The 20,060-nt window shown below is 62.3% G+C and carries 17 protein-coding genes and 1 tRNA gene; 9 read left to right on the forward strand and 9 right to left on the reverse strand.

Features of this window, described 5'->3' with window-relative positions; genetic code table 11:
• Positions 1–198: 198 nt before the first annotated feature.
• Positions 199–525, reverse strand: coding sequence for a hypothetical protein (locus tag F759_RS0110435; protein ID WP_027799801.1), 327 nt, complete (start codon positions 523–525; stop codon positions 199–201).
• A 204-nt stretch (positions 526–729) separates the two neighbouring features.
• Between F759_RS0110435 and F759_RS0110440 the strand changes: the two genes are divergently transcribed.
• The 4 genes from F759_RS0110440 (at position 730) to F759_RS37540 (ending at position 3,428) form a co-directional block, all read left to right on the forward strand.
• Complete coding sequence (locus tag F759_RS0110440) at positions 730–921, forward strand: CsbD family protein (protein ID WP_027799802.1); 192 nt, start codon at positions 730–732, stop codon at positions 919–921.
• Positions 922–1,147: 226 nt separating this feature from the next.
• The gene (locus tag F759_RS0110445; protein WP_027799803.1) at positions 1,148–1,369 is read left to right on the forward strand and encodes a hypothetical protein; all 222 of its coding nucleotides are present in this window, start codon (positions 1,148–1,150) and stop codon (positions 1,367–1,369) included.
• Positions 1,370–1,526: 157 nt separating this feature from the next.
• A complete protein-coding gene (locus F759_RS0110450; protein WP_027799804.1) occupies positions 1,527–2,231 on the forward strand; it encodes a glutathione binding-like protein in 705 nt (234 codons plus the stop codon).
• Positions 2,232–2,363: 132 nt separating this feature from the next.
• A complete protein-coding gene (locus tag F759_RS37540) occupies positions 2,364–3,428 on the forward strand; it encodes an acyltransferase family protein (RefSeq protein WP_036024046.1) in 1,065 nt (354 codons plus the stop codon).
• Positions 3,429–3,459: 31 nt separating this feature from the next.
• Here F759_RS37540 and F759_RS0110460 read toward each other — a convergent pair.
• Both F759_RS0110460 and F759_RS0110465 read right to left on the reverse strand, forming a co-directional pair.
• Positions 3,460–3,534 (reverse strand) — tRNA-Arg (locus tag F759_RS0110460).
• 558 nt (positions 3,535–4,092) lie between these two features.
• Positions 4,093–4,272 carry a rubredoxin gene (locus F759_RS0110465; protein ID WP_036024048.1) on the reverse strand — a complete coding sequence of 60 codons (180 nt, stop codon included), beginning with the start codon at positions 4,270–4,272 and terminating at the stop codon, positions 4,093–4,095.
• 232 nt (positions 4,273–4,504) lie between these two features.
• Between F759_RS0110465 and F759_RS0110470 the strand changes: the two genes are divergently transcribed.
• From F759_RS0110470 to parC, 4 genes are all read left to right on the forward strand, one after another.
• Positions 4,505–4,906 (forward strand): DUF4399 domain-containing protein, encoded by a 402-nt coding sequence (locus F759_RS0110470; RefSeq protein ID WP_027799806.1) that lies wholly within the window; start codon positions 4,505–4,507, stop codon positions 4,904–4,906.
• 348 nt (positions 4,907–5,254) lie between these two features.
• A complete protein-coding gene (locus F759_RS0110475; RefSeq protein WP_027799807.1) occupies positions 5,255–7,201 on the forward strand; it encodes an ATP-binding cassette domain-containing protein in 1,947 nt (648 codons plus the stop codon).
• A gap of 405 nt (positions 7,202–7,606) precedes the next feature.
• Positions 7,607–9,592 carry a DNA topoisomerase IV subunit B gene (locus F759_RS0110480; protein WP_027799808.1) on the forward strand — a complete coding sequence of 662 codons (1,986 nt, stop codon included), beginning with the start codon at positions 7,607–7,609 and terminating at the stop codon, positions 9,590–9,592.
• Positions 9,593–9,670: 78 nt separating this feature from the next.
• Positions 9,671–11,995 carry a DNA topoisomerase IV subunit A gene (gene parC, locus F759_RS0110485; protein WP_027799809.1) on the forward strand — a complete coding sequence of 775 codons (2,325 nt, stop codon included), beginning with the start codon at positions 9,671–9,673 and terminating at the stop codon, positions 11,993–11,995.
• Positions 11,996–12,060: 65 nt separating this feature from the next.
• Here the strand turns inward: parC and F759_RS42070 are convergent, their stop codons facing one another.
• The gene (locus tag F759_RS42070; RefSeq protein WP_152530617.1) at positions 12,061–12,267 is read right to left on the reverse strand and encodes a hypothetical protein; all 207 of its coding nucleotides are present in this window, start codon (positions 12,265–12,267) and stop codon (positions 12,061–12,063) included.
• Between the two features lie 59 nt (positions 12,268–12,326).
• Here F759_RS42070 and F759_RS0110490 point away from each other — a divergent pair, with 59 nt between their 5' ends.
• On the forward strand, positions 12,327–12,785 hold the full coding sequence (locus F759_RS0110490) for a CopD family protein (RefSeq protein WP_027799810.1): 459 nt from the start codon (positions 12,327–12,329) through the stop codon (positions 12,783–12,785).
• A gap of 52 nt (positions 12,786–12,837) precedes the next feature.
• Here F759_RS0110490 and F759_RS0110495 read toward each other — a convergent pair whose 3' ends face one another.
• The 5 genes from F759_RS0110495 to F759_RS0110515 form a co-directional block, all read right to left on the reverse strand.
• Complete coding sequence (locus tag F759_RS0110495; protein ID WP_027799811.1) at positions 12,838–14,046, reverse strand: chromate transporter; 1,209 nt, start codon at positions 14,044–14,046, stop codon at positions 12,838–12,840.
• Positions 14,047–14,247: 201 nt separating this feature from the next.
• Complete coding sequence (locus F759_RS0110500) at positions 14,248–16,599, reverse strand: bifunctional diguanylate cyclase/phosphodiesterase (RefSeq protein ID WP_027799812.1); 2,352 nt, start codon at positions 16,597–16,599, stop codon at positions 14,248–14,250.
• A gap of 647 nt (positions 16,600–17,246) precedes the next feature.
• Positions 17,247–18,149, reverse strand: a complete 903-nt coding sequence (locus F759_RS0110505) for a PhzF family phenazine biosynthesis protein (RefSeq protein WP_027799813.1) — start codon at positions 18,147–18,149, stop codon at positions 17,247–17,249.
• Between the two features lie 173 nt (positions 18,150–18,322).
• On the reverse strand, positions 18,323–18,787 hold the full coding sequence (locus F759_RS0110510; protein WP_027799814.1) for a RidA family protein: 465 nt from the start codon (positions 18,785–18,787) through the stop codon (positions 18,323–18,325).
• Between the two features lie 54 nt (positions 18,788–18,841).
• The gene (locus tag F759_RS0110515; RefSeq protein WP_027799815.1) at positions 18,842–20,038 is read right to left on the reverse strand and encodes an aminotransferase-like domain-containing protein; all 1,197 of its coding nucleotides are present in this window, start codon (positions 20,036–20,038) and stop codon (positions 18,842–18,844) included.
• Between the last annotated feature and the right edge of the window lie 22 nt (positions 20,039–20,060).

Consider the following 20,060-nt stretch of genomic DNA (forward strand, 5'->3'; position numbering starts at 1 on the left):
CGAGCGACGAAATGCGCTTGTCACAGTTGGATGTGTACGCTTGCAGCGTGACGCGAAGTCCCTGCGTTGCGACGTGTTGAGGCCGTGGCGTGGCTCGCGGCCGTTTTTTTGCAACATCTACAGCGATGGCGGGCGGCTCGCCGCTTTGACCTGATATCGCGGGGCGGCGTGTGTTAGAGAAGCGGCAGCAGCGGTGCGCTAGGCACGATGCACGGCGCCGGCTTCGTGCGTTGGCGCAAAAAGGGCAGCGGTGGCGGGCGCGAGCTCGTCCCAGGGAAGCGGCGGCTGTGCCTCGAACTGGTCGAGCTGCAACAGCAGGCTGTCCACCGCGCACAGCTGCGGGTGCGTCAGGCTGCCGGTGTCGAGCAGCTTGTAAAGACGCTCGCGCCAGTAGGCCGGGGGCAGAATGGGCCCCGCCAGATCGCCTTGCAGGGAGAGCCGCATCGCGCGCGAAATATGCGTGATGTCGCCGTCGATGAAAGTGGCTTTGGATGATGTCGACAGGGTGATGGGTTGGCGGTACATGGCTCCTCCATGACCGCTATTACGGCAGGCTGTAGGGAAACTTTAGGGCTTCGATGAAATATTTTTCGAAGGTTTATCGGGGCCTGCATCGCGCCGCAGCGCTTTTTTCGCCGCGTCAGTGCGTGCAACCGTCGGGCATGTCTGTTGCTCGATCAGGTTACTGGCGCAATGTCGCGTCGGCATTCCAGATAAGCGGAGCCAAACATGAACAAGGACCAGGTAAAAGGTGTGGGCGAGCAGGTGAAGGGGAAGATCAACGAAACCGTCGGGAAGGCGACCGACAACCCCGGCAAGGAACTGAAGGGCGATCTCCAGCAGGGCGCGGGCAAGGTGCAGCAAAGCTACGGTGACGCGAAGGAAGACGCGAAGGACGACGCCAAGCGCAACACCCCGTAATCTGGCTTGATGCGGTCTCGAGGAAAAGGCGCTTCGGCGCCTTTTCCGGTTTGGGCGCCGTCCGGGCGTGGGCGCAAAGCGGCGCGCCGATGTTCTCGCGCTTCGTCGGGTCTGCGGCGCGCGAGTCGCTGCGCGGCCTGGGAGTAACCCGGGTCCGGCGCGTCGAACGTGCCGCGCCCGGCGCGGGGCCTTTAGACTGAAGGCATCCAACATGGAGGCCGCGCCAATGACACCGGAAAAAACGCTTTCGATGTTTGAACGGCAGTATCTCGAGGGCAAAGCGCCCGTCGATCTCGAGGAGACCTGCGCGAACTTCGCGAGCTGGCTCGCATCGACGTGGGAGCAACTCGGCGCCGAACAAAGGGCGCTGCTGTTGACGGTGGGCGCCGCGTTGTGGCGCGAGGGCTATGACGTGCGCGCGGGCAGCGCGACCAAGGACTTGTGGTGAACTCCGATTGAAGCGCGGACGTGCCGGCGTGCGCGCGCGCCGTGCGGACTCGGTTTATATTTGGCGCTCCGCGTTGGACAGGCGAAGCCGGTTACCCGGTCAACTTCGACCTTCCAATGCCATTTTTTCCGCCATCCGCACAGGACTACACCACCACATGACAGATCTGTCCGCTTTCCCGATCACGAAGAAATGGCCTGCCGGGCATCCTGACCGGATTCAGCTTTATTCGCTGCCGACGCCGAACGGCGTCAAAGTGTCGATCATGCTCGAAGAAACCGGCTTGCCTTATGAGCCGCATCTGGTGCGCTTCGACACGAACGATCAGACGACACCGGAATTCCTGTCACTCAATCCCAACAACAAGATTCCCGCGATTGTCGACCCGAACGGTCCTGACGGCAAACCCCTGCCGCTGTTCGAATCCGGCGCGATTCTGATCTATCTCGCGGACAAGACCGGCCAGTTGATTCCGCAGGACGCCGCCGGCCGCTACGAGGCGATTCAATGGGTGATGTTTCAGATGGGCGGCATCGGGCCGATGTTCGGCCAGCTCGGCTTTTTCCATAAGTTCGCGGGCAAGGAATACGAAGACAAGCGTCCGCGCGATCGCTATGTCGCCGAATCGAAACGGCTGCTCGGCGTGCTGGAGCAGCGTCTCGAAGGACGCAAATGGATTCTTGGCGATCAGTACTCGATTGCGGATATCGCGATCTTTCCGTGGGTGCGCAATCTGATCGGCTTTTATGAAGCGGGCGAACTTGTCGGCATCGACGATTTTCCGAACGTGAGACGCGTGCTGGCTGCGTTCGTTGCGCGTCCGGCTGTGGTTCGAGGGCTGGACAGTCCGAAGCGGGGGTAAGGGCGAGCGGGCACCGTCACGGTGTGCGGGCCGGCAATGCGAATGCCGCTGTGACAAAGTCGATCCTGTTCGATCGTCATTGCGGCCCGTCTTGTAACATGTCGCCTTTCCAGATATTTCGGGCTCGAAGGCATGGGCGGCATACGACAATTCAGATCCATCCAGGCGTTGCGTGCGTTGGCTGCGCTGGGGGTCGTTGCATTTCATGCAGAAGGGAACGTCGCCACATATGGCTGGGCGCCGCATTTTTTTCACCAGATCTCGCGATTTGGTGAAATCGGCGTAGACGTCTTTTTCGTCATTTCCGGCTTCGTCATGGTGCTTGTCACTCACGGCAAGCCGCCCGGTCTGCCTTCGGCGAAGGCATTTATAGTTGCTCGCCTTGCGCGGGTTGTCCCTCTTTATTGGGCGCTCACGTCGCTTTTCATCGGCCTGCTTCTTATCGTGCCGGGCGCATTTGGAAACGCCTCGTTCGATATCGGGCATGCCGTTGCCTCGTACCTGTTCTTTCCGTGGCTGAACTGGGTTGGCGTGACGGCTCCTGTGATCGGCGTCGGATGGACGCTGAACTACGAGATGTGGTTTTACGGCGTATTCGCCACCGCGATGTGTTTGACGCGTTACCGGCTAATCGCCCTTGCGGCATTTTTGACGATTACGTCCGCTTTACATTTTGTTCACGCTGGCGGCGTTGCATATTCGTTCTACACGAACCCGATCGTCATGGAATTTGTGTTTGGTGCCGTCGTCGGACTCGTCTATGTGACGGGACGCGCGGTGCCGGTAGCAGTGGCGGCAGCGATTGTGCTGTTGACGCTCATCGCCGGCAAAGCGTTCGCGCCGACGCTTACGGACACGAACCGCTTTCTGGTCTTCGGGCTGCCCGCGCTGGCAGTGGTCGTCGCGGGGCTGTCGCTTGAGAGCAAGGTGCGTTGGAGTGCATTGCTACAGCTCGTTGGCGACTCTTCCTATTCGCTCTATCTGACGCATGTGTTCTCGGTGCCGGTCTCCGTCAAGCTGCTGCAAATGTTCGACCGGCAGCATCGCCTGCCCGGGGATATGGTCTGTGTAACGGTGGTGGCGGTGTCAGTCGCGGTGGGGCTTGCGTCGTATCAATGGCTCGAAGGCCCATTGAACAGAATGGTGAAGCGCCTGGTTGCCAGGACGCGTACGACGGCAGCGCCTGTGGGTAATTGATGCGCTGCTCGCGAGGCGCGGCGAAGCTTTTTGGTCCCCCTGGCAGGAATCGAACCTGCATCTAGCGCTTAGGAGGCACTTGTTCTATCCATTGAACTACAGGGAGCGGATAGCTTTTTAACGGGGCGGACCGGACCCCTGATGTGTGATCGCTGCGCCGCCATTCGGGGGCAGCTGCTCACGTGTACAGCTACGCGAGCGAGGGCAAGAGTATAGCAAAAACGTTCGAAACGAACGCCGCCTTCAAAGCCCGTCGGTACAGGACCGCAGCCGAATCGTCAGCATCCGGCGCAACAGCCGGAACTGCCGTCGTCGCCACGCGCCCATGTTACGCAGGCGACGTGGGTACGGATGTGCGCTCGGGGACGAACCGTCGGCCATCTGTGATGGGCTGCGCCAATTCGCGGAACGGTACGCGGCGTGTGCGCAGGTACGGTGCGGAGGCGATGGAGAGCAGGGGACTGCGGAAGCGGACAGGCGCGTTTGTCGACGGTACAAACGTACGGCGCGGGGGCAGGGGGATCAGATCCGGCCGACTCCATGAGCCGGTCCCAAAAGAAAAGCGGCCCAGCAGGCATGACCTGCTGGGCCGCTCGAACCGCCGACGCGTTTGTCTTGCATCCCGCCGGCTAAAGCCGGCTCAATACGTTCTAACCTGGCGCTCTCAGAACTCGACCACCGCGAATTCCGCCTTGCCGACGTCGCACAACGGGCAGCGCCAGTCGTCCGGAATCGCCGCGAAGCGGGTGCCGGGCGCTATCCCTTCGTCCGGCAGACCTTCTTCTTCGTTGTAGATCCAGCCGCAAATGAGGCACACCCAGCTCTTATATTCAGTCACTTCCATTACTTCACTCACGACGCACTCTTCTCTCTTCAATGCAATGATCCGCGGAGTCTTACCCTTTTTTGGGCACGCGCGGCGACCCGCAATGTTACCGGAATTTGCCAGACGCGCCCGAAGTTACCGATGCACGCGCGTGCTCGCGCGCGAGGCATTTTGCGCAGCGTGTATCCTCTGACTCGCAACGGCGCGGCGTTCTGGTGCGCGGTTCATGTTTCTAAACAGGAGAAAAGCGATGTTCAAAACCAGATGGTTGACCGGCGCGGCACTGGCCGGGTTGCTGGCGGCGTCGGGCGCGGCGCAGGCAGCAGGCGTGTCCTTCGTGCAGCCGAAAGACGGCGCCACGGTCAGCAATCCCGTTCACGTGGTGTTCGGCGTCGAGGGCATGAAGATCGCGCCGGCGGGCACCATGACGGACGGCACGGGCCATCATCATCTGCTGGTGGACGGCAAGCCGCTTCCGAAAGGCGAGGTGATTCCCGCCAACGACAAATCCCTGCACTTCGGCAAGGGCCAGACTGAAACGGATCTGACACTGCCGCCGGGCGACCACACGCTGACGCTGCAATTCGGCGACGGCGCACATCGTTCGTATGGGCCGGAACTCAGCAAAACGATCACGGTGCATGTGAAATAATCGACGCGCTGCAAGGCGAGAAATAGCGGGCGTGTGCCGACCCTGCACATTGGACGTTGCCTAGCGGCGATCTCGCACGAGCGGCGGTCCCTGCCGTCGCTGCTTGTCGCTGCTTGTCGCCCCTTTTGCTCCTTTTGCCGGTCGTCGCAGGCGTTGCCACGGCGCGCTGCCTGCCGCTGCCGCTGCTGCGCTGCCCCCTCGCATGCACTCGACGACACCAGCGCGACGGCCAACAGGCCGCCGCTCGTGAGCCGGTCGTTCGTCCTATGTCGTCAGGCTTACAGGCACTGGCCCGTGCGCCCGGTACAATGAGCAGTTCCGACTCATCGCAGTTTTCTCCAATTCTCCATGTCGCTTTACACCATTACCGGAGCCCAACTGGCATTCGGTCACGTCGCGTTGCTCGATCACGCGGACTTCTCTCTCGAACCGGGCGAGCGCGTCGGGTTGATCGGCCGCAATGGCGCGGGCAAGTCGTCGTTGCTGAAAATCGTCGCGGAACTGGCGAAGCCCGACGACGGTCTCGTCACGCGCCAGCAGAATCTGACCACGGTGTACGTGCCCCAGGAGCCGGAGTTCGATACGGACGACACGGTGTTCGACGCGGTCGCCGCTGGGCTCACGCACGCTCGCGCGCTGCTTGATGAGTATGACGCGGTCGCCAACCAGCTTGCCGATGAACCGGAAGGCGCGCAGCACGACGCGCTGATGGCGCGCATGAACACGCTGCAATCGTCGCTGGACGCGGCGGACGCCTGGAACTGGAGCACGCGCGTCGCCACCACGCTGCAGCAGATCGGCCTGAACGGCGAGGCGCGCGTCGGTTCGCTGTCGGGCGGCATGCAAAAGCGCGTCGCGCTTGCGCGTGCGCTCGTCGTACAGCCTGAAGTGCTGCTGCTCGACGAGCCGACTAACCACCTGGACTTCGACGGCATCCGCTGGCTCGAGGATCTGCTTGTGTCGCAGCGCGCGGCACTACTCTTCATCACGCACGACCGGGCGTTTCTCGACCGTGTCGCCACGCGCATCGTCGAACTGGATCGCGGGCGTCTGCTGTCGTATCCGGGCAATTTCTCGGCTTATCAGACGCGCAAGGCGCAGCAACTGGAAATCGAGCGCGTCGAAAACGACAAGGCCGACAAACTGCTCGCGCAGGAAGAAGTGTGGATTCGCAAGGGCGTCGAAGCGCGCCGCACGCGCAGTGTCGGCCGGATCGCGCGGCTTGTCGAAATGCGCAACCAGCGCGCCGAACGTCGCAACGTGCAAGGTAACGTCAAGCTCGACGTCGGGCAGGGCGAGAAGTCCGGCAAGATCGTCGCCGAACTGACGGAGGTCACGAAGCGCTACGGTTCGCGCGCGGTGATCGACCGGTTCACGGCAACCGTCATGCGCGGCGACAAAATCGGCTTCGTCGGTCCGAACGGCGCGGGCAAGACCACGCTGCTGAAAATCATCCTTGGCGAATTGCAGCCGGACGAAGGCGCGGTGCGCGTCGGCACCAATTTGCAGGTCGCCTATTTCGATCAGATGCGCGCGCAACTGGACCTGGAAAAAAGTCTCGCCGATACGATCAGCCCCGGCAGCGAGTGGGTTGAAGTCAACGGCCAGAAGAAGCACGTGATGAGCTATCTGGGCGACTTTCTGTTCGCACCGGAGCGCGCGCGTTCGCCGGTCAAGTCGCTGTCGGGCGGCGAGCGCAACCGTCTGCTGCTCGCGCGTCTGTTCGCGCGGCCGGCCAATGTGCTGGTGCTCGACGAACCTACTAACGACCTCGACATTCCCACGCTCGAACTGCTCGAAGAACTCCTTACGGACTACGACGGCACGGTGCTGCTCGTCAGCCACGACCGCGCATTTCTCGACAACGTGGCAACGTCGGTGATCGCGTCGGAGGGCGGGGGCAAGTGGCGCGAGTATGTGGGCGGCTTTACCGACTGGCAGATCCAGAGCCAGCGCTCGCAGCAGTTGGCGCAGGAAGCGCAGAAAGAGGCGAGCAAGGACGCGAAAGACGCCGCCAAAGACGCAACTGCGGCCAAGGAGAACTCGGCCGGCCGCAACCCGCAGCGCGCGGCGAAGCTGTCGTTCAAGGAACAGCGCGAACTGGAGACGTTGCCGGAGAAAATCGCTGCGCTCGAAGCCGAGCAGAAAACCATTGGTGCGCAACTCGAGGACGGCTCGATATTCGCGAAGGATGCGCAGGAAGGCACGCGTCTTTCCGAGCGCTACGCCGCCATCGACGAAGAATTACTGGTCGCGCTCGAGCGCTGGGACGAACTCGAAAAGCGTCGCAAATGAAGCGGCGAGCGCGGACGTGTTGCGTCGTCGGCGCTTTCGCTCGTGCGTGGGCCGCGCCTTGTCCGGACGGCCAATCGCGTAAGCCGTGAATTGCCGCCAGGTTCGAAATCAGTAAAATACCCCGCGAACAGGCTTCCCCGGCGTTAAGGCGGGCGTCGACGGTGCCCGGCAATAGTCCTGGCGAGGTGCCGTTTTCTACGCGTCGAATACGAAGCTGCGCAGGAAACCGCGCGGCCATCCCATCGAATGCGCGCGGAAGCCATGCGACAAACAGCTTGCCCGCACTGTGGGCACACCACCTAACCACGTTGTTTCGTTTCGCTTTTTTTGAAAACTCAACGCATTGTCCACGGACCTGTCCACAGGACCTGTGGACAACGATGAACCGACGCACCCGAGTCAACCATGTCCACGAAAAAGCCAAACGCCGCGTATAGCGAAGCGTCGATCAAGGTGTTGAAGGGTCTCGAGCCGGTCAAGCAACGGCCCGGCATGTACACCCGCACCGAGAATCCGCTGCACATCATTCAGGAAGTTATCGACAACGCGTCGGACGAGGCCCTCGGCGGCTACGGACGGCAAATCACGGTCACGCTGCACGCGGACCATTCGGTGTCGGTCGAAGACGACGGCCGCGGCATTCCGTTCGGCCTGCATCCGGAAGAAGGCGTGCCGGTCGTCGAGATCGTGTTCACGCGCCTGCACGCAGGCGGCAAGTTCGATAAAGCCGCGGGCGGCGCCTATACGTTTTCGGGCGGCCTGCATGGCGTCGGCGTCTCGGTCACGAACGCGCTGTCCACGCGCCTCGACGTCACCGTGTGGCGCGACGGCAAGGTCGCCGCGCTGAGTTTTGCGCACGGCGACGTGGCGAAGCCGCTCGAAGTGCGCGCCGCCGCGAAGGGCGAGAAGAAGTCAGGCACGCGCGTCACCGCGTGGGCGGACCCGAGGTACTTCGATTCGCCCAATCTGCCGCTCGGCGAATTGCAACGACTGCTGCGCTCGAAAGCGGTGCTGCTGCCAGGCGTCGAAGTGACGCTCGTCAACGAGAAAACCGGCGAACAGCAAAGCTGGAAATATGAAGACGGTTTGCGCGGCTATCTGCTCGAAGGCATGAACGGCAGTGACCTGCTGATTCCGCTTTTCGAAGGGGAGCGTTACGCCGAAAACTCGCGATCGAGCGAAGAGACATTTGCCGAAGGCGAGGGCGCCGCGTGGGTCGTTGCGTGGAGCGAGGAAGGTTCGCTCACGCGCGAGTCGTACGTGAATCTGATTCCGACGCCCGCGGGCGGCACGCACGAATCGGGCTTGCGTGACGGCTTGTATCAGGCGGTGAAGAGCTTTGTCGAGTTGCACAACCTGCAGCCGAAGGGCGTGAAGCTTCTCGCCGAAGATGTGTTCGCGCGCGTGTCGTTCGTGTTATCCGCGAAGGTGCTCGATCCGCAATTCCAAGGGCAGATCAAGGAGCGTCTGAATAGCCGCGACGCGGTGAAGCTGGTGTCGTCGTTCGCGCGGCCGGCGCTCGAGTTGTGGCTCAATCAGCATGTCGAGCACGGCAAGAAGCTCGCGGATCTCGTCATCAAGCAGGCGCAGGCGCGCACGCGTGCCGGCCAGAAGGTGGAGAAGCGTAAGAGCTCCGGCGTAGCCGTGCTGCCGGGCAAGCTGACCGACTGCGAATCGACGGAAATCGGCCGCAACGAGTTGTTTCTTGTCGAGGGCGATTCGGCCGGCGGTTCCGCGAAAATGGGCCGCGACAAGGAATATCAGGCGATCCTGCCGCTGCGCGGAAAGGTGCTGAACACGTGGGAAACCGAGCGCGATCGTCTCTTTGCCAATAACGAAGTGCATGACATTTCGGTAGCGATCGGCGTCGATCCGCATAGTCCGGACGACAAGGTCGATCTGTCGAATCTGCGCTACGGCAAGATCTGTATTTTGTCGGACGCGGACGTGGATGGTTCGCATATCCAGGTGTTGCTGCTCACGCTGTTCTTCAAGCATTTCCCTCAGTTGATCGAACGCGGGCATGTGTGCGTCGCGCGTCCGCCGCTTTTTCGCGTCGACGCGCCGGCGCGCGGCAAGAAGCCGGCGCAAAAACTGTATGCGCTCGACGAAGGCGAGCTCGAAGCTATTCTCGACAAGCTACGCAAAGACGGTGTGCGCGATACGCAATGGTCGATCAGCCGCTTCAAAGGCCTCGGCGAAATGAGCGCCGAGCAACTGTGGGATACGACGATGAACCCGGACACGCGGCGACTCACGCCGGTCGCGCTCGGCGAGCTCGACTACGACGCCACGGTCGCGCGCATGACCATGCTGATGGGCAAGGGCGAAGCGGCATCGCGGCGCAGCTGGCTGGAAGAAAAGGGCAATGAAGTGGAAGCGGATATCTGAGCGGTTTTCAGCGCTCGCGCTTTCGCATGAAAGCAGGAACGCCACGAAACTTCACGCCAAACACGATACGGAATCTAGATGGACGACGATAACACCCTCGACCTTTTCACCGAGCCGCCGCCACCGGAAGGCGATTTTTTGACGCTCGGCAATTACGCGGAACGTGCGTACCTCGACTACGCGGTAAGCGTGGTCAAGGGCCGCGCGCTGCCGGATGTGTGCGACGGTCAGAAGCCGGTGCAACGCCGCATCCTGTTCGCGATGAACGACATGGGTCTGTCCGACAACGCGAAGCCGGTCAAGTCGGCGCGCGTGGTCGGCGACGTGCTGGGTAAGTATCACCCGCACGGCGACCAGTCGGCATACGACGCGCTGGTGCGTCTCGCGCAAGACTTCTCGATGCGCTATCCGCTGATCGACGGCCAGGGCAACTTCGGCTCTCGCGACGGCGACGGCGCGGCGGCGATGCGATACACCGAGGCGCGGCTGACGCCGATTGCCAAGCTGCTGCTTGATGAAATCGACCAGGGCACGGTCGACTTCATGAAGAACTACGACGGCGAGTTCGACGAGCCGCGACTTTTGCCCGCGCGTCTTCCGTTCGTCCTGCTGAACGGCGCCTCAGGCATCGCCGTCGGTCTCGCCACCGAAATCCCGTCGCACAATTTGCGCGAAGTCGCGGCTGCCACCGTCGCGATGATCCGCAATCCGAAAATCTCGCACGCGGAGTTGATGCAGCACATTCCCGGTCCCGACTTTCCTGGCGGCGGCCAGATCATTTCGAGCGAAACGGAAATCTCGGCGGCCTACGAAACCGGCCGCGGCAGCTTGAAAGTGCGCGCGCGCTGGAAGATCGAAGACCTCGCGCGCGGTCAGTGGCAACTGGTCATCACCGAATTGCCGCCGAACACGGCCGCGCAGAAGGTGCTCGAGGAAATCGAGGAGCAGACCAACCCGAAGATCAAGCTCGGCAAGAAAGCGCTCACGCCCGAACAGTTGCAGGGCAAGCAGACCATGCTCGCCTTGCTCGACGCGGTGCGCGACGAGTCGGGCAAGGACGCGCCCGTGCGCCTCGTGTTCGAGCCGAAGTCGAGCCGCATCGATCAGACGGAGTTCGTCACCACGCTGCTCGCGCATACGAGTCTCGAATCGAATGCGTCGCTGAATCTGGTGATGGTCGGCGGCGACGGCCGGCCGCGTCAGAAGGGCTTGAGCGAAATCCTGCACGAGTGGATCGCGTTCCGCTTCGCGACGGTCACGCGCCGCACGCGTCATCGTTTGACGAAGGTGGACGACCGGATTCATATCCTCGAAGGCCGGATGATCGTCTTTTTGAATATCGACGAAGTGATCCGCATCATTCGCGAGTCCGACGAACCGAAGGTCGCGTTGATGGCCGCGTTCGGCTTGTCCGATCGTCAGGCCGAGGACATTCTTGAAATTCGACTCCGTCAGTTGGCGCGGCTTGAAAAGATCAAGATCGAGAGGGAGCTCGCCGAACTGCGCGACGAGAAGGCGAAGCTCGAGGAACTGCTCGGCAGCGAATCAGCAATGAAGCGCCTGCTCATCAAGGAAATCGAAGGCGATGCGAAGCAATACGGCGACGAGCGCCGCACGCTGATCCAGCAAGAAAAGCGCGCGACGTACGAAGCACGCGTGGTCGACGAACCGGTTACGGTCGTGGTATCGCAGAAGGGCTGGGTGCGCGCGCTGAAGGGGCACGGCCTCGACACCGCGGGCTTCACGTTCAAGGCGGGCGACGGGCTCTACGCCGCGTTCCAGTGCCGCACGCCGGATACGCTCGTCGCGTGGGGCAGCAATGGCCGCGTCTATTCGGTTGCGGTGGCGTTGCTGCCGGGCGGCCGTGGCGACGGTGTGCCGGTTACGTCGCTGATCGAACTGGAATCGGGCAGCCATCTGATGCATTACTATGCGGCTTCCGCGGACCAGGCCTTGTTGCTCGCGTCGAGCAACGGCTTTGGCTTTATCGCGAAGGTCGGCGACATGGTGAGCCGCGTGAAGGCGGGCAAGTCGTTCATGACGATCGATGCCGGTGCCGCGCCGCTCGTGCCCATGCCGATGCTGCCGGACGCGACGCAAGTGGCGTGTCTCTCATCGAGCGGGCGCCTGCTGGTATTCGGTATCGACGAAATGAAGACGCTCTCGGGCGGCGGACGCGGCGTCACGCTAATGGGGCTCGACGACAAGGAAACGTTGATGCAGGCGCTGGCCATCAACGCGGCGGGCGTCATGCTGATCGGCACGCGTCGCGGCGGACGTCTGGACGAAGAAAAGCTGAGCGGCGCCGCTTTGACGCCGCATGTCGGCAAGCGGGCGCGCAAGGGGCGCGCGCCTGAAAGCAAGCTCAAGCTCGAACGCATGCGTCCAGTGCTGGCGGCTTGACAAAGATTGACCCTTGAAGACGGCCGGCGTCTGCTAGCATGCGAGACGCCGGCCGTGCGCAGTAATCAGGCAATACCCACGCAATAGCCACGCAATAACCGGCTAGTAGCAGAAGGGCACTTTGCAAGAAATCCGGGGGCGGCGTTGCGATATCGAATGTCTGGTACTTCGTCGAGATACCAGGCGCGCTGCGATAACAACAAGAAAAAAACGACGACAAAGCCTTGGGCGTTCTGGAACTGCACGCATGGCGTGCGGTCGAACGCGCTCAATAGCCGCTGCTCATATCATTCGGCATAAGCGGTGTGGCGTCGTCTGAGAGGAATACAACATGAACAAGGCTATCGAACTCGCGCTTTTTCTACATCTGCTCGCCGTCGCCGTGTGGGTAGGCGGGATGGTCTTCGCGCATTTCTGCTTGCGCCCGGCAATTGCCGATCTTTCGCCACAATTGCGTTTGCCGTTGTGGGAGTCGGTGTTTAGCCGCTTCTTCAATTGGGTTGCCGCTTCGGTGCTGGTCATTCTGCTGACAGGCGGCTTCATGTTGATGCAATTCGGCGGCGGTCACGCCACATGGCCGTTGCATGCAATGGCCGGGCTCGGCATCGTCATGATGCTGATCTTCGGGCATATCCGCTTCGCCGTATTCCCGCGCATTCGCCGCGCGGTGCAGGCGCAGAAGTGGCCTGACGGCGCGCAGGCTGTCGGCACGATCCGGCGTCTGGTGTTGATCAATATCGTGCTCGGCGTGGTGACCGTCGGCTTCGCGGTGCTTTCGCGCGGCTTCTGACATAACGCTCGTGGACCCGGTGAACGGTCGCCGGAGAATCACCGGGCGGCTGCTAAAGCAATGCGCCGTATGCGAGCCGTAGTGCGCATGCCAACGCGACGGTGCCGTACACCACGTAGACCGGCACCTTCAGCTTTGCGAAACACATCGCCGAGAACAGCGCGGTAATCAGATAGACGGGTTGCAGCGGCACGCGTCCGGCGATACGCAGTACGGCCACCGCCAGGAACGCGGTGGTGACCGCGCGCAGAATCCGCATGCCATGCTCGAATTGCGGATTCATCTTCAATCGATGCAGATGCCGCTGCGCGAGTACGACGAGGCATCCGGACGGCACGAACAACGCAAGCGTGGCAATGAGCGCGCCGGCCCACCCGTCGACGAGATAGCCGAAGAACGGCACCACATTCAGAAGCGGCCCCGGCGATAACGGCGACAGCGAAAACGCCAACGTGAAGTCGTTGTCTGATATGCCAATCGCCGGTGTGACGAACAGCGTCTTGAGCACCGGCAGCGCGGAGAAGCCGCCGCCGAACAGCGTCATGCCCGCGCCCGCGAGCCGCGGCCATAGCAGCGCGAGATCGTAGCGATGCGGCAGCGGCAATGCGAACAGCAGCACGAACACGCACAGCATGGCGAGTATCTGCCAGTCGCCGCGCGCAAACGACACGACAAAGCGCGTGTCGCGCACGGGGCTAACCGCCCATCCCGCGCCGAAGGCCGCGCTTAGCATCAGCACGTAGGCCGCGGGGCTATGCGCATAGAAAAGCGCAATACAGCCAACCACCGCCGCGGTCCATTCGAGCTTGCCGCGCACGAGGGCGCGCGTCTGCTTGTACCAGGTGATGCCGATCAGCGTGGCGAGCACGACGCTGAAGTGATTGAGCAAAGTCTGCGACGCGGCGGCGCGCACGAGCGGCGTGCGATAGAAGATCGCGAAGAGCGTCATCAGCATGAAGAAGGGCAGCACGCTGGCAATGCCCGCCACCCACGCGCCGGCGCGTCCGCGCAACGCATGTCCGAGCTGCACGGCGACATTGCAGCCGACCGGCCCTGGCACCATCCACGCAAGCGCGATCAGATCCGAGAACGCGACCCGCGAGAGCCGTCCTTTACGCTCGACGTAGTGGTTCTCGAGTTGCGCCATCAGCGCGAGGCCACCCCATGACAACGCCGACAGGCCGAGCACGACCCGAAACAGCGTCCATAGCGGTTCCCGTTCCCCTCGTCTTGCTGCATCGTGGCTTGTTATCGTGTGCATGGCGCCACGAGCGCCCGCTGAGCAGGCGCCCGTCCTGTGGATCATCTTGATGTTGCACGCGGCCGGCCGGTCCGGCGGCATCGCGCGGTAATGCAATACAGCGAGAATGTAGCCGGTTGCGTGCGGCTGCGATATCGGCGGGCTCGCTCAATTGCAGCGTTAAGCCGAAGCCCCGCAGCCGGCACATCGGGCGTCATGTCCTCAGCTGTTCGTGCTCGCGCTGGCACTCGTGTTCGCCTCCTGGATGGGGCGCCGGCCAGCCATGCCGCAGACGCCGAAACGTTCGAGCAGCGCCGGAATCGCGTCGACCGGAACAGGGCGCGAAAAGAGGAAACCCTGCGCCTCGATATTGCCGAGCGCTGCGAGCCATGCAATCTGCTCCTCGGTTTCCGTTCCCTCGACCACCACCGTCAGCCCAAGCGAGCGAGCCAGATTGACGATCGCGGTGACCATCACGCAAACGCTGCGGTCGCCCGGAATAGCCTGGACGAACGAACGGTCAACCTTCAGCGTATCCACGGAAAAACGGTTGAGATACGACAGCGACGAATAGCCGGTGCCGAAGTCGTCGAGTGCAATTCGCACGCCGAGGCGCTTGAGCGCAAAGATTTTCTCGGAGACGAGGTCCGGGTATTCCATCATCGCCGTTTCGGTGATTTCGAGTTCCAGACGGCGCGCGGAAATACCGCTTTCCTCGATCGCGTGCGACACGGTTCCATACAGATCGCCGCGCCAGAATTGCACGGCTGAAATATTCACCGCGAGCGACAGCGTGTCGTAGCCTTGCTGTTGCCAGATCGCCAGTTGCCGGCACGCGGTCTCGATCACGAAGTCGCCGATCGGCACGATCAGGCCCGTCGACTCCGCGACCGGGATGAATTCGTTGGCCGGAATCAGACCGTGCTGCGGATGATTCCAGCGCACCAGCGCCTCGAAACCGGTGATGCAGCGGCGCGTGAGATCGATCTTCGGCTGGTAGGCGAGAAAGAGTTGCCCCTCGGCGAGCGCGACGCGCAACTGCTGCTCCCACTTCATCAGATGGTCGGCGCGATGCGACAGTTGCGGCGAATAGAACTGGTAGCAGTTCTTGCCTGCATCTTTCGCGCTGTACATTGCGAGGTCCGCTTTTTTCAGCAGATCGATCTCGCTCTCGTTGGCCACCGAATGGAGCGCGATGCCGATGCTCGCATGCAGCACGAACGAACTGCCGCGCACTTCGAACGGTTTCGCGAAGGCTTCCGCCGCCGCTTCGGCGAGCGCCACGGCGCGCTTCTCGACGTCTTCGCCCTTGATCACCACGACGAACTCGTCGCCGCCGATGCGGCTCAACGTGCCGTCGTCCGCGACCGCGGTGGCGAGCCGCGAGGCCGTCATTTGCAGCACGATGTCGCCGGCATTGTGACCGAGCGTGTCGTTGACTGTCTTGAAGTTGTCGAGGTCGATAAACAGAATCGCCAGGCGGCCGAGGTTGGCCGGCTGCGCCACTTCTTGCCGCAGCGTGCGCAGCGTTGCATAGCGATTGCGCAAGCCGGTGAGCAGATCGTATTCCACCAGATGCGTCATTTCGCGCTCGCGGCCGAGCAGCTTGCCGATCAACCCGGTTGCCACCGCGAAGAAACTCAGCATCGCGAGCGAGATGAATCCCGCCATCAGCAGATAGACGTTGCGCGTATGGTTGTAGTCGGCGAATTCCTCGGCTTGCGACAGACCGACCAGCACGCCGAGCGGATAACCGTCGATATGCCGGTACGACACGATGCGCGTGACGTTGTCGATCGAATCGACGTAGGTGCCCGAAACGTGTTCCGAGGTCGGATAGGAACCGCTTGCCGAGAACGCGCCGTTCGCGTTCACCGTACTGCCGGTGCGCCGAGCGAGAACCGCGCCGTTGTCGGAGATGACTGCGATCACGCCTTCGCGGCCGATCGCGGCGTTGTTGTAGAAGTCGCTCGTGAAATACGCGGGGTCTTCGGACACCACCACGACGCCTGCGAACGAGCCGTCAGGATGATTCAGGCGCCGCGTCATCTGCAATGTCCAGTGACCGGACACGCGGCCGAGCACAGGCTTGCTGATATACAACTGGTCGTCGTTTTCGTGTTCGTGGACCTTGAAATGTTCGCGGTCCGACAGATCGATGCGCTTGGGATTGAGCTCGGCGGTGTTGGCGATCAACTGTCCATGTTCATCGATCAACGACACCTGCACGAGCGTCTCGCTTTGCACGACGCCTTTTTCGACCGTGCTGCCAAGATCGAAGCGTCCGGGTGTTTTCTCGAACTCGTATTTGACAAACCGGGTGATCTGATCGACCTGGTGGATCGCTTTGATCGTGTGTTGCTCAAGCGCCGCGGAGAGAATCGCGGCAGATGCCATTGCTTCGCGATAGGTGGCTTCTTTCTCGACAGAAAGACGCGCGAAGATCACGGTCCAAAGGAGAATCAGCACCAGTACGCCGAGCGCCGGAATCGCGAGCAAAGCACGCCGCCGCGACGCGGCAGGATCGCGGCGACTTCTGGCTTCGCGCTGATCGGAAAAGCGGGTTTTGCTCATCAGGCGGCCCGTACCCAGCTGCCGGCCGGTTGCGAACGCGCGAGCGTCGACTGCGCTGTTTTCATGGGTGGCTGCATGGTGATCAAGTTGCCGGAACTGCTGCGCAAGAAGGGGCGTGGCCTGGCGCCTGATCGTTCGCACTTTGTCGGGTACGTTTCGATATTACTTAATGCCACTGGATTAAGGAAGGGTCCGGGCATCGGGTATACGCTCGCGCGGTCCGTGGCCGTATCGGCCCGGTTTTGCAGCCCGTTTTGCGGCCGGCTTTGCGACCGCCTCCGCTTCTTGTTTCGTGGTCCGCGTGATGGTTTGCGCGGTGGTTCGCTTCGTGGTCCGCTTTCTGGTCCGTCAGGCGGTAAGTCGCGGCATGCGCGCGACCGTACGCTAGTAGTCGTTATATTCGGATGTTCCATCGGGATTCGGCGTTCCGGCATGGCGGCGCTCAGGTGCGTGGTCTTTTCAGGCAGTTTTGTTATGCGAATTGCATTGTCTCGGCACAGCAAGCGGCTTTTTGTGGTCAAACGTGGCTGAACGTGGCAAACGTGGCTGAACTATGCAGGTCGCGCCCGGCTTGCACAGGACCGGCTTGCAGCAAGCTTGCTATGGTTCCAGCAGACGCTGCCGGATGTAAGCAAACGACGCGCCGCTCACGGCATGCGGAACGTACCGTCGACAACCGTCACTGACGAGCCGCCGATCCACGTCTTGCCGTTCGCGTCGTCGTAGCGCACGGTCACCTGGCCGGCGCGGCCTAACGCAGTGCCCTGGCGCGCGGTGTAATGGATGCCGGGCCGCAGATTTTGCGCGCTCAACAGACCCGCGAGCGCTGCATTGGCACTGCCGGTGACAGGGTCTTCGCCGACGCTGAAGCCGCCGCCCATCATCAGGCAGCGCACTTCGAACGTGGCGGGGCCGCCGGCATCGTGCGGACCATACACGGCAACACCGTGCGTGCCGACCGAATGCACGATTTCTGCGAGCGCTGCGGCGTCGGGTGCAAGCGACAGACACTCCCGCGCCGACTTCACGCGCACGACGAGCCAAGGCGCGCCGTTGTCGACGGCGCACGGCGCGGCGCCGAAGTCTATTACGTCGCTACGCAAGGCCGTAGAAAGCGCAGCGTATTGTCGCTCCGGCAGCGGCGCGATCCGCGCGGGCGGCGCGGCGAAGGCCCACGCGCCGTGCGCGTCCGCCGCGTTTTCATCGATGGACTGCAATTCGACGAGTCCCACGCCGCATTGCTGGATGAGCTTGCCCGGCCGCTTCGGCTGATAGCCGTTTTCGAGCAGCGCATGCGCGGTGCCGAGCGTCGGATGACCCGCGAACGGCAATTCGCCGTGAGTCGTGAAAATGCGCACGCGATAGTCGGCCGCAGGATTGGTCGGCTTCAGGAGGAACGTTGTTTCGGACAGATTGGTCCAGTGCGCGATCGCCTGCATCTGATCGGCGCTGAGTACGTCGGCGTCGAATATGACGGCGAGCGGATTGCCTTTAAACGGCACCGACGTGAACACGTCGACCTGTTTGAAACGTACTGTGGTGGCGGGCATCGGGCGAGGTCCGGCGATTCCTGCGGTTAATAGGTTCTAGGTTCGCGGATTCTATCTGCTGCCGAGGGAACGATCCACCTCGCCACAAATGCAAAACGCGCCGCGGGTGAATGACACCTCGCGACGCGTTGGATGCGACCGGCCGGACGAGCCGGCCTTTGCATCACGATGCGCTATTCGACTTCCGCGATCATCTCGATTTCGACGCATGCGCCAAGCGGAATTTGAGCGACGCCGAATGCCGAGCGCGCATGCTTGCCGCGCTCGCCGAACACGTCGGCGATGAGTTCCGATGCGCCGTTCGTGACCAGATGCTGCTCAGTGAATTCGAGCGTGGAATTGACGAGGCTCATCAGCTTGACGATGCGCTTGACGCGGTTGAGGTCGCCCACATGCGCGTGCAGCGTGGCGAGCAGATCGATCGCGATGGAGCGCGCCGCAGCCTTGCCGTCTTCAGTGCCGAGTTCGGCGCCGAGCTTGCCCGCCCACACCTTGCCGTCTTTCTTGGCAATGTGGCCGGACAGGTACACCGTATTGCCGCTTTGCGCGCTCATCACATAGGCGGCTGCCGGCGCGCCGGCGTTCGGCAATTCGATGCCCAGTTCCTTGAGCTTGTCGTACACATTCGTTTGAGCCATGTTGTGTCCTCGGTCAGTAGTGAGAAGTGGTTGTGGCACGCCGGCCGGCTGGGTTCAAAGCTTAGCGCGGATCAGCGCCGCGAGACGCGACACGCCTTCGTCGATCTTTGCCGGCGGCACCGTGACGAACGACAGTCGCAGCGTGTTGTGCTGCGCTTCGTCGGCGAAAAACGGACCGCCCGGCACGAACGCGACATTCTGCGCGACGGCTTCCGCGAGCAGCTTCATGCTGTCGATTTGCGTGGGCAGGTTCACCCAGATGAACATGCCGCCTTCCGGACGATTCCACTGCACGCCTTCGGGCATATAGCGTTCGAGCGAGGCCAGCATTGCCGCGCATTGGTCGCGGTACAGTTCGCGAATGGTCGGCACATGCGTGTCGAGAAAGCCGTCCTTGACCACTTCATGGACGATGCGCTGCGTGAAGCTCGGTGTATGCAGGTCGGTGGCCTGCTTGGCCTGCACGAGTTTGAAGATCAGTTCCTCCGGCGCGATGATGTAGCCGACCCGCAGACCCGGCGCGAGCACCTTGGAGAACGAACCGAGGTGGACGATGTGGTCGGGCGCCATCGACAGCATGGTCGGCAGCGGTTCGCCCGCGTAATCCAGCGCGCCGTACGGGTCGTCTTCGATCACCGGAAACGGCGCGGATTTCGCGAATTCGGCCAGCGCGCGGCGCCGCTCCGCCGGCAGGCGGCGGCCCGTCGGGTTCTGGAAATTCGGTTGTGCGTACAACAGGCGCGCGCCGGCGGTGAGTTCGGGCGTGAGCGCTTCGGGGATCAGACCTTGTTCGTCGGTCGGCACCTGGACGTAGCGCGGTTCGTACATGGAGAACGATTGCAGCGCGCCGAGGTAAGTCGGTGTCTCGACGAGCACCGGGCTTTGCGGACACACCAGCACCTTGCCGAGCAGATCGAGCGCCTGCTGCGAGCCGGTTGTGATCAGCACCTGGCTTGCGCGGATCTGCGCGCCGTTCACCGAATAGCGCGCGGCGACCCACTCGCGCAACGGCGCATAGCCTTCGGTCGCGCTGTACTGGAGCGCGGCGGCGGGTGTGTCGCGCAGAATGCGGTCGGATGCTTCGCGCATGCGTTCAGCCGGGAAGGTGGCCGGCGAGGGCAGGCCGCCCGCGAACGAAATGACTTCCGGCCGTTCCGTGACCTTCAGAATCTCGCGGATCGCCGAGCTCGTGAGCTTGCGTGCGCGCTCGGACAATTGCCACGTGGGGGCTTTCAAGTCGCTTTGGTTCATGGTCTCCTCTGCTGGTATCTCT

The organism is Paraburkholderia dilworthii, assembly GCF_000472525.1.
Classification (GTDB): domain Bacteria; phylum Pseudomonadota; class Gammaproteobacteria; order Burkholderiales; family Burkholderiaceae; genus Paraburkholderia; species Paraburkholderia dilworthii.